We start from the raw sequence: 9,807 nt of genomic DNA on the forward strand, positions 1-9,807 counted from the left end.
AGCAGGGTCCGGCGGGTCAGGCTGCGGGCAGGATGTGGACGATGATCACCTGCGTGTCCTTGCTGCCGTCATAGCGAAGGTCATAGTTCACCGTCAGTCCCGTGTCTGTTCCGGGCGTGATGGAGAAATCGCTCCTGGAGGCTGGGTCCGCCTGCGTGCTGCTGATCCACTCTTCAGCCGATTCCGCGGATATCCCGTACCGCTGCACGCCGTCCCTGATCAGCTCAAAGAACTCTTCCGCCGAGCCTGCGGTGAGGAAGTAGGTGACCTCGCTGAAGTCCGTGCGGGTGTCAGTGGTGTTGAAACGGATCCGGTCTGTTTCGGCGGTGATTTCGCCGTTGGGTGCCAGGATACTGAGGCTGATCCTGCCCGAGTCCCGGGTATTGATCTCGGGCCCGTAACTGTCCTCGGTGACGCGGACGGCGTCCTTCTCCAGGCGCCCCGAGCTCATATCCAGCCGGGCAGTCCTGGTGGTGCGGATGTTTTCCACGCCGGCGGCGTCAAGGGTGGAGAAGGAGGAGGTCTTCATGGTGCTCCCTGCAGAAGGTGATGTGGCGGCGGTCGGATCGGCGGGGGCCGGAGTGGCGGCTTGGCAGCCGGTCAGGACAAGGGTTGAGAGGAGGGCAATGACGACGGCGGCACTTCCGCGGGGTGCGGCGGCCCGGCGTGGCGCACTCACTGGTGGACCTCCGCGTCAAACCCGTCAAGGAACCGGTCCATGATGCCCGGAATGTTATTGGTGGGGCGGTACTGGTCCACGCGGCCGTCGAAGTCGGAGCCGATGATCTGCGCGGCCCGGTCCGGGTCCGTGGCCAGGAGGTGCTGGTAAGCGGGGAGCGTGTCCTGCCTGATGAGGTTCCAGCGCTGGTCGGCGTCGGCGATGTTGCCGTCCGGGAAGCCGGTGGTGAAGTCCGTGCGGAACTGTGCCGGGTTGTCCCAGCTGGTGAAGGGGATGTTCTCCGGGCCGGGGCTTTCCACGCTGAAGCTGTACGGGAACACCTCGGGGTAGCTCCTGGCGCCGGGGATGGAGGGTTCGCCGGCGAGCGTCACCATGTAGGTCACCGCTTCGCCGCCGGGGTGGCTGCGCATGGTGTCGTAGTCGTCGGCGATGATTTCGTTTTGCTCGCGGTACAGGAGTGCTGTGTTGCCTTCCCGGACCTGGCCGGGGTCTCCCGAATCGATCTGCGCCCACGCGTTGGCCGTGGCGTGGTCGATGGCGCCGGAGTCGCGAAGGCGGTTGATCTCGTCGAGGCCGCCGTTCAGGTACGCCTGGTGCTGGCGGGCCTGGTCCAGGAAAATTTCCTTGTTCATGTCCAGCATGCTGGTCTCGTAGAACCGGATTTCACCATCCGTCATCCCTGCTAGCTCTTCCAGCTGGTCCAGGACGGGAAGGGGGATATCGGAGGCCGGGTTGTCGGTAATCTGCTGGGCCAGGTCCCGCAGCATGGCCATGTCCCGGAAACCGCCGGCGAAGGACGGGCCGATCATGTTGGCCATCCCTGCCCACTGCAGGTCCGGATTGGCAAGGTAGGCCTGGCCGTAGAAGTCATAGACCTTGGCGATGGTCTCCCAGTTGTATTCCGTACCCTTTGACGTGTCCCAGTCGGCAGGATCGATGCCCATCTCCAGCATCGCCTGCCGGTTCCAGTAGTCATTGAGGAAGTCCTGGTACCCCTTGGAGTTCTTGCTGATCAGGCCCGAGTCCGCGGCGGCATCCATGGCGGCCTTGGCAGCGTCGGGGTTCGCCTCGGCCCACCGGCGGAATTCGTCGCTCTGCAGGTAGGCGCGCCGCTCAGCGGGGGTCATGCCGTTCAGGGTGTCTGTCAGTTCCTGGGCGGTACCGCTGCCGCCAGGCCCGCCTGCTCCGGAACCACCACCGCCGCCGCCTGACCCGGTGGTGCTTGCCTTCTCCTGTTCGTCCGCGTTGGCCAGGACTGCCTTCGCGGCCGACTCCAGCCCTGCCGTTGCGGACCTCAGCAGCTTTGCGTGCGACGACGTCCATTCGCTGCGGAACCTGTCGCCGTCGCGCCCTTTCCAGAGGCCGGAACCTACGCTGCTGCTGAGCTGCTGCCCCAAAGCGTTGAGGCGGTTGGCGCCGGCGGAAAGGTCCTTGGCCAGTTGCCGCAGCTGCGCCACATCGCCGCCGTAAAAGTTCCCCGCCATGTTGTCCCCCTGTTGGTCCCCCGCTTTTGGATCTCCCGCGTGCCAGCCTAGCCGGGCATCTTTCCTGCGGCGATGGGGAGAGCTGCCCCTGGTGCCGCCGCTACTCCGCCTGGTCCTGCAGGAGCCCCGTGGTCCGGTACGGAATGACCTCACGGAGGAACATGCTGGTGGACGTGCGGACAATGCCGGGGCAAAGCCGGATTTCCTCCGACACCCGGTAGAGGTCGTCCGGGCTTTTGGCCACTACCCGGATGAGGAGGTCGGTATCGCCGGCCGGCGCATGGCATTCCAGGACCTCGGGGATCTTACGCAGGGCAGCGATGGCCTCGTTCAGGTGGCTCTGGTCCAGCTCGGCGCTGACCGCAGCAGCCACCCCGCGTCCAAGGGATGCCGGGATCACCCGGCTGCTGTTGGGCCGGAGGGCTCCCGACGCCGTCATCCGCTCCAGCCGGCTTTGGACGGTCCCGCGGGCCAGGCCCAACCGCTGCGCGAGCACCATGATGGGGACGCGGGGGTCTTGGTCCAGGGCATTCAGGATCCGCCGGTCCGTGGCGTCAAGTTCCTGCAATCTGATCATTTCCTGTCGATCTGAAGGCCGGTGATTAGTCAGACTGACCAAGCGAAGTTCGGCCGGTTGTCCCAACTGTATGTTCTCTGCTGGAATAGTGGCAACAAGGACAAAGGCTACCGCCGGTCCGCGCAGGCTACAGTTTCCCGGCACACCACCCGGCACCTGGACATCGCTTCCCGCAAGGAGGCCGCCGGATTGACGCTTGTTCACACCACGCTCATTCTGTAAACACGGCAAGAGCCCCTGAGCTACCGACGCCCGCCCCGGCGGAGTCATCGGTAGCTGAGGGGCTCTTGTGTGCTTCCGTCTAGGGTTGATCCATGACCTCCGCCGGCCGTTTTGCCCCCAGCCCCTCCGGTGAGCTGCATGTAGGAAACCTTCGGACTGCAATCCTTGCCTGGCTTTTCGCCCGCTCCACCCGACGCCGCTTCCTGCTGCGTGTCGAGGACCTGGACCGGGCCCGCGCAGGAGCGGAGGCTGTGCAGCTGCGGGACCTCGCGGCTGTGGGCGTCACCTGGGACGGCGACGTGGTCCGGCAAACGGACCGCGCGGCCCTCTACGCGGAGGCGATCGACCGGCTCGGACAGGCCGGCCTGACGTACGAGTGTTTCTGTACACGCCGGGAGATCCAGGAGGCGCCGTCCGCCCCGCATGCCCCGCTGGGAGCCTACCCAGGCACCTGCCGCGACCTGGAGCCCGCGGAACTGGAGTACAAGCGGTCCACCCGTCCGGCCGCCATACGCCTGCGGGCGGACGTGCGGGAATATACGGTGCAGGATGTCCTCCATGGTGCATATACGGGGGCGGTGGACGATTTCGTGCTGCGCAGGAATGACGGGGTTACCGCCTACAACCTGGCCGTGGTGGTGGATGATGCCGCGCAGGGCATAGACCAGGTGGTCCGCGGCGACGACCTGCTCCCCTCCACGCCGCGCCAGGCCTACCTCGCCTCGCTCCTCGATATTCCTGTTCCGGAATATGTGCACGTTCCATTGGTGGTAAACCGCGACGGCGTAAGGCTGGCAAAGCGTGACGGCGCAGTCACTTTGGCGGACCTCGCCCAGGCCGGGGTGGCTGCCCACGAAGTGAGGGACCTGCTGCTGGAGTCCCTGGGACTGCCCGCCGGAACGCTGGACCGGGCACTGCCGGCACTTGACCCCGCACGGCTGCCGCGCAAACCCTGGGTGTGGACCGGAATGGACCGCCTGTCCGCTGGCTAAACTTGTGGGATGCCAGACGATCACATGCCGGACCAGGTCCGCACGCCCACGTTCACGGTGGAGACCGCAAAGGTCCTGGCCGAGGTGGCCCACAACCGGCAGAAGGACAAGCTGAAGCGGCCCTACCGGGAGCACGTCCTCGCGGTCGGGGACGCCCTGGCGGACTTCGACGACGAGATCCGGATCGCCGGCTACCTTCACGACATCGCCGAGGACACGCCAATGACCCGGCAGGCGTTGCTGGACATGGGTGTCCCGGAGCGCTCCGTGGACATCATCGAGCGGGTCACCAACCGCCTGCACAGCAACCCGGACGACTACCAGTCCGGCATCCGTGAGATCGCCGAGGACCATGATGCTGCCCTGGTCAAGATCGCGGACAATGCGCACAACTCGCTGCCCGAGCGGGTCCAGGCGCTGGCGGAGAAGTGGCCGGACAAGCCCCCGGTGACCAAGTACCGGGATGCCCGGCCCGTGCTCTACGCTGCCGTGGAGGTGGACGAGGTCCGGAAGATCCTGGCGCGGGCCAACCCCTGGCTGCTGGAGGAATTCGACGAGCAGCTGGACGAGGCCGACGACACCGACTACGAGAACCTCCGCTACGACGCCGGCCCCGGGTTCCTGTCCACGTAGACCAGGAACTCCTCCGCGAACCGCCGCACCCCGTCCCATTCCGTGTAGATGTAGTCGCGCCCGGTATCGGTGTCCTGGCTGCCGTGGCCGCTGACGATCTTCTTCATCATCATGCGCTTCAGGAATCCGTACTGGGTGTACAGGAGGGCGCCGCCGAACATCGCCACTTTGTCAGGCTGCCAGCCGGTGCTCTCCTCGAACTCCGCGACGTACTTTTCCGCATCCTCCGGATCCCCGTGGGCGGCCAGGCTCACCGAAAACAGGGCGGCCGGCAGGCTCTCCAGCCTGGACCGGTTCCGGCGGACAAAATCCGCCACGAACCCTTCGTGCTTCCCGGCATGGACGGAGGCGCCCACAATGACGGCATCGTAGCCGTCCGGCAGGTCGTGCTCCGCGTGCTTGAGGTCCAACGTGTCGGCCTGGTGGCCGTGGGCCTGCAGCACGTCGGAGATGTAGTCGGCGATGCGGGCCGTCTGGCCCTCCGCGGTTCCGTATGGGATCAGGATTCTTGCCATGACCACCACTCTGGCGTCCCGCAGGGGCCGGGCAAAGGGGCAAAAGTCCCTGCAACGGTCCGATGGAAAACCGCCGGCTAGACCCTTCCCAGCGCCTCGATGTCTTCCAGGAAGTCGGCCTGAACCTCAGCGCTCACGGTGGTGCGGGTATCACCGATGGCGTCCAGGTAGTCCTGTGTGGAAGGCCCCTTCCTGACCGCCGTACGGACGGAAACGTCGCCCCCGGAGGCCAGCCCGCCGTCGTCGTACACCGCTTTTTCCAACGCCCGCTGGGAGGCGCTCCGCGCCGCGTACTCGATGTCCGCCGGGGAAAAGCCTTCGGTGCGTTCCACCAGGAGCTCCACGTCCACGGCGTCCACCACGGCCGCGGGGATGAAGCGCTGCCACATCGCCTCGCGCGCCTGCCGGTCCGGCAGCCCGATGGGGATGACGTAGTCGAACCGCCCGTGGCGCAGGAAGGCCGAGTCCAGGGCCCGGATGAAGTTGGTGGCGCAGACCAGCAGCCGGCCCGGCTGCTCCCGGAACGCGGGGATGATCTTCAGCAGCTCGTTGGTGACGCCCTGCAGCGGCGATGGCGGCTCGCCGGAGCGCTGGGAGGCGATCTCCTCCACCTCGTCGATGAACACCACGGCGTGCTCCAGTTCGGCGATTTCCAGGAAGGTCTCGCGGAGCGCGCCGGCCAGGCCCTGCGGGTCGCCGGCCAGGCGGGAGGGGAACACCTCCACGAAAGGCCACTCCAGCCGGGAGGCGATGGCCTTGGCGAAGGTGGTCTTGCCGGTACCGGGAGGGCCGAAAAGGACGACGGCGCGCGGCGGCACCACACCGAATTCATCGGCCAGGTCCGCCTCGGCGAGCGGCAGCACCAGGCGCCGTTCCAGCAGTTCCTTTTCCCTGCGCATGCCGGCCACGTTTTCCCAGAGGTCGCGGGCCAGGACGCGGCCGCCCAGCTGGCCCAGCGCTCCGAGTTCCTGGCGCTGGACGGGGATGGTCCGCTCGAAGTAGCGCAGGTTTTTCTTCAGCGCGAAGCCGCGGCCCAGGAAGGCCTCCACGCGGGTTTCGGACTCAGGCATCAGGGCTGAGAGCTTGTTCAGGCCGTGGGGGGCCATCCGGTTCTCGACGGCGGCCAGCAGCGAGGTGCCGATGCCCCTGCCCCGGTACTCGGGGAGGGTGGCAAGGAAGACGATCCAGCCCTGGTCGTGCGCGGCCCGGCCGACGGCGGCGCCCACCACCTGCTCGCCCTGCACGGCAACCACGGCATGGTCTTTTTCGCAGGACGCGAGGACCTCGGACAGGGCGTACACGGGTTCCACATTGTGTGCCTTCAGTGTCTCCCACAGGTGCAGGATCCCGTCCAGGTCCGCCGAGTGGAAATCCCTGATCCGCCAGTTGGTCATGCGTTACTCCTGTTGGTTCGTCATTGAGCCAGTCGTGGTTGAGCCAGCGTGGCCGTCTCAGGTGAGCATATGTGAAGCAGCTGCCGGCCGGGGTTGCAGTGGCGTTGCATGACGTGGGCCGCGGGCATCTGCAAACGTTTCAGACCCCCAGCTTGACCATCGTGTTCCGCAGGGTGTCAGCGCTATGCTGCAGGGCTGCCCGCTCGGCGTCGTCCATGGGCGTTTCCAGGACGCGGTGTACTCCGCCCCTCCCCACCACGCTGGGGAGGGACAGGGCCACCCCGGAAATCCCGTACAGCCCTGACAACACGGTGGAAACCGGAAGGACGGCGTTGTCGTCGCGGAGCAGTGCCTCCACAATGCGGGCGCCGGAGAGGCCGATGGCGTAGTTCGTGGCCCCCTTGCCTGCGATGACCTTGTAGGCCGCCTGGACCACTTCCCGGGCGGTGTTAGCGAGGTATTCGGGCGTAAAGATCCGCTCCCCGGCGACCGTCCAGTCGCGAATGGGGACCGGGCCGATCGTGGCGCCGGACCACAGCGGGAACTCCGTGTCCCCGTGCTCTCCCACCATGCTGGCATGGACGCTGGTGACGGAAACCCCGGCCTCCCGGGCCAGGAGCCAGCGCAGCCGGGAGGTGTCCAGCACCGTGCCGGAGGAGAAGATCCGTTCCGGTGGCAGCCCGGAGATGCGCTGGGCAGCCACCGTCAGGACATCGCAGGGGTTGGTCACCAGGACATAGACGGCGTCCGGCGCACGTTCAAGCAGCGGCGGCATCAGCTGTTCCAGGATCCGCACATTGGTGCCGGCAAGGTCCAGCCGGCTCTGGCCCGGGTTTTGCTTGGCACCTGCCGTGATGACCACGACGTCGGCACCTTCCGTCACGGCGATATCCCCGCCTCCGGTGACGGTCGCCGATGCCGCGGCGAACTGGCTGCCGTGGGCGAGGTCCAGGGCTTCGGCCTCCGCCTTGGGGGTGTTGACGTCGTACAGCGCGATGTTGCTGGCCGAGCCGCGGATCAGCGCCGCGTATGCCAGCGACGTCCCGACGCTCCCGGCGCCAACCACTGCGAGCTTGGATCCTGCCATGGTGCCCTCTCCCTTTCCGGAGCCGTTGAGTGTGTCCTACCCGAAGAGTAGCGTGGCCCACATCACTCAAACCCCCATTTAGGAGCCACCATGCCACATCTTGGACGCCGGCTCGCAGCTGTTACGGCAGCGCTGGCCATGAGCGTTACCACCGGGGCCGTCGGCAGCACTGCATTTGCCAGTGACACCGACGAGCGCCAGGTCCACAAGGAGCCGACAGCTGTAGGGCATGGCGGTGCGGTCAGCACGGTAGACCCCGAGGCCTCAGCGGCGGCAATTGAAGTCCTTCGCGAGGGCGGAAACGCGGTGGACGCCGCGGTCGCCGCAGCAGCCACCCTTGGAGTCACCGAACCGTACAGCGCCGGGATCGGCGGCGGCGGCTACTTCGTCTATTACGACGCCAAGAGCAAGAAGGTCAGCACCATCGACGGACGTGAAACAGCGCCGGCGGGGATCAAACCGGATTCATTCATTGACCCCGCTACCGGCAAGCCGTACCGGTTCACCCCTGAACTCGTCACCAGCGGCGTCTCGGTGGGCGTCCCCGGTACTCCCGCTACCTGGGAGCGCGCCCTGAAACGCTGGGGCACCCTTAGCCTCAGCGACGCGCTCGAGCCGGCCATTGAAGTTGCCGATCGCGGGTTTGTGGTGGACAGGACGTTCCGCAGCCAGACGGAGGACAACCAGAAGCGCTTCGAAGCCTTCACTTCAACCAAGGACCTGTACCTGCAGGACGGGAAGCTCCCGGAGGTGGGATCTGTTTTCAAGAATCCCGACCTGGCAGACACTTACCGGCTGTTGGCAAACAAGGGCATGGACGCGTTCTATGACGGAGTGCTGGCCAAGGAGATTGCCAAGACAGTCCAAAATCCGCCGGTGGACCTGGCCATTGACCCGAAGGACAGGCTTCCCGTCCCTGTGGGCTCCATGACCGAGGAGGACCTGGAGCACTACAAGGCTCTGGAACAAAAGCCCACCCATGTGAACTATCGCGGGTACGACGTCTACGGCATGGCACCGTCCAGCAGCGGCGGCACCACGGTAGGTGAGTCTCTGAACATTCTGGACGTCTTCGACCTGCCCGCACTAAAGAAGGACCAGCCGGCCGTCCTGCACCACTACCTGGAAGCCAGCGCCCTGGCCTTCGCGGACCGCGCCAAGTACGTGGGTGACCCCGCCTTCGTGAAAGTGCCCACAAAAGCCCTGACCGATCCCATTTTCGGTAAGGAACGGGCCTGTGAGCTCGACCCGATGCACGCAGCCGTGAAGCCGCTGGAGACGACGGGGGATGTCACCAACTACGACGGCACCTGCCCGGTGAAACCGGCCGCTGCCGCCGATGAGAAGGACACGGAAAACATTTCCACCACCAACATGACGGTCTCGGACAAGTGGGGCAACGTGGTGGAGTACACGCTGACCATCGAGCAGACCGGCGGCTCCGGCATGGTGGTTCCCGGCCGCGGGTTCCTGCTCAACAACGAGCTCACGGACTTCTCCACCGTCTATGACGCGGCGGACCCCAACAGGATTGAGCCGGGCAAGCGGCCGCGTTCGTCCATGTCGCCCACGATCGTGCTGGAGGACGACAAGCCGTTCCTGGCCCTGGGCTCCCCGGGCGGATCCACCATCATCACCACCGTCCTGCAGACCCTGGTGAACCGGATCGACCTGGGCATGAGCATCCCGGAGGCCATTGCGGCTCCGCGTGCAGCACAGCGGAACACGGAAAAAGTTAGCGCTGAGCCGGCTTTCATTGACAAGTACGGCGCGGACCTCACCAGCAGGTTCGGCCACATCCTTGCCCCGTCCGGCGACTCGTTCTCGTCCGCCTCGGAAATCGGGGCGGCCACCGCCATTGAATTCCTGGAGGACGGCAGGACCCTCGCGGCAGCCGAACCGGCCAGGCGCGGCGGCGGCTCGGCGATGGTGGTCAAGCCCTCAAAGTAAAGCAGCAACAGCATTAAACCCCGACGGCGGCACTTGGGTTCCGGAATTCCAGAACTCAAGTGCCGCCGTCGGGCGTCTCAGCAATTACTGCGCGTGGAGGCAGTTACTTCTTGAAGGTCTCAGCCGGAGCGTTGGCGATGACCGGTGAGGTTCCGGTGTAGCCGTCGCGGGTTTCGGCGATTTCGCGGATGCGGGCCCGGCAGGCGTACCAGCCGATGACCATGAGGATGGAGGCGATGGCGGTGACGAGCATGGTCAGGGGTGAGTCGATGAA

The 9,807-nt window shown here is 66.0% G+C and carries 9 protein-coding genes; 3 read left to right on the forward strand and 6 right to left on the reverse strand.

Features of this window, described 5'->3' with window-relative positions; all coding sequences use genetic code 11:
* Positions 1–16 precede the first annotated feature (16 nt).
* The 3 genes from ACR65K_RS12320 to ACR65K_RS12330 all read right to left on the reverse strand — a co-directional run bounded on the left by ACR65K_RS12320 (position 17) and on the right by ACR65K_RS12330 (position 2,740).
* Positions 17–679 (reverse strand): hypothetical protein, encoded by a 663-nt coding sequence (locus ACR65K_RS12320; protein WP_056335599.1) that lies wholly within the window; start codon positions 677–679, stop codon positions 17–19.
* The gene (locus ACR65K_RS12325; protein WP_440153075.1) at positions 676–2,163 is read right to left on the reverse strand and encodes a WXG100 family type VII secretion target; all 1,488 of its coding nucleotides are present in this window, start codon (positions 2,161–2,163) and stop codon (positions 676–678) included. The genes ACR65K_RS12320 and ACR65K_RS12325 overlap by 4 nt, the downstream gene beginning before the upstream one ends.
* Before the next feature lie 100 nt (positions 2,164–2,263).
* Complete coding sequence (locus ACR65K_RS12330) at positions 2,264–2,740, reverse strand: Lrp/AsnC family transcriptional regulator (RefSeq protein ID WP_056335594.1); 477 nt, start codon at positions 2,738–2,740, stop codon at positions 2,264–2,266.
* A gap of 314 nt (positions 2,741–3,054) precedes the next feature.
* Between ACR65K_RS12330 and gluQRS the strand changes: the two genes are divergently transcribed.
* Positions 3,055–3,954 carry a tRNA glutamyl-Q(34) synthetase GluQRS gene (gluQRS, locus tag ACR65K_RS12335; protein WP_440153077.1) on the forward strand — a complete coding sequence of 300 codons (900 nt, stop codon included), beginning with the start codon at positions 3,055–3,057 and terminating at the stop codon, positions 3,952–3,954.
* Between the two features lie 9 nt (positions 3,955–3,963).
* Positions 3,964–4,587, forward strand: a complete 624-nt coding sequence (locus tag ACR65K_RS12340; RefSeq protein WP_440153078.1) for an HD domain-containing protein — start codon at positions 3,964–3,966, stop codon at positions 4,585–4,587.
* Here ACR65K_RS12340 and ACR65K_RS12345 read toward each other — a convergent pair.
* From ACR65K_RS12345 to ACR65K_RS12355, 3 genes are all read right to left on the reverse strand, one after another.
* Positions 4,554–5,102 (reverse strand): flavodoxin domain-containing protein, encoded by a 549-nt coding sequence (locus ACR65K_RS12345; protein WP_056336097.1) that lies wholly within the window; start codon positions 5,100–5,102, stop codon positions 4,554–4,556. The two genes, ACR65K_RS12340 and ACR65K_RS12345, sit on opposite strands and share 34 nt — an antisense overlap.
* 77 nt (positions 5,103–5,179) lie before the next feature.
* A complete protein-coding gene (locus ACR65K_RS12350) occupies positions 5,180–6,496 on the reverse strand; it encodes an ATP-binding protein (protein WP_056335586.1) in 1,317 nt (438 codons plus the stop codon).
* Positions 6,497–6,635: 139 nt separating this feature from the next.
* Positions 6,636–7,583: an L-lactate dehydrogenase gene (locus tag ACR65K_RS12355; protein WP_440153081.1), complete on the reverse strand. Its 948-nt coding sequence runs from the start codon at positions 7,581–7,583 to the stop codon at positions 6,636–6,638.
* Between the two features lie 90 nt (positions 7,584–7,673).
* Between ACR65K_RS12355 and ggt the strand changes: the two genes are divergently transcribed.
* Positions 7,674–9,533 carry a gamma-glutamyltransferase gene (ggt, locus tag ACR65K_RS12360; RefSeq protein WP_440153082.1) on the forward strand — a complete coding sequence of 620 codons (1,860 nt, stop codon included), beginning with the start codon at positions 7,674–7,676 and terminating at the stop codon, positions 9,531–9,533.
* Positions 9,534–9,807 lie beyond the last annotated feature (274 nt).

It is taken from the genome of Arthrobacter sp. SAFR-179, assembly GCF_059414945.1.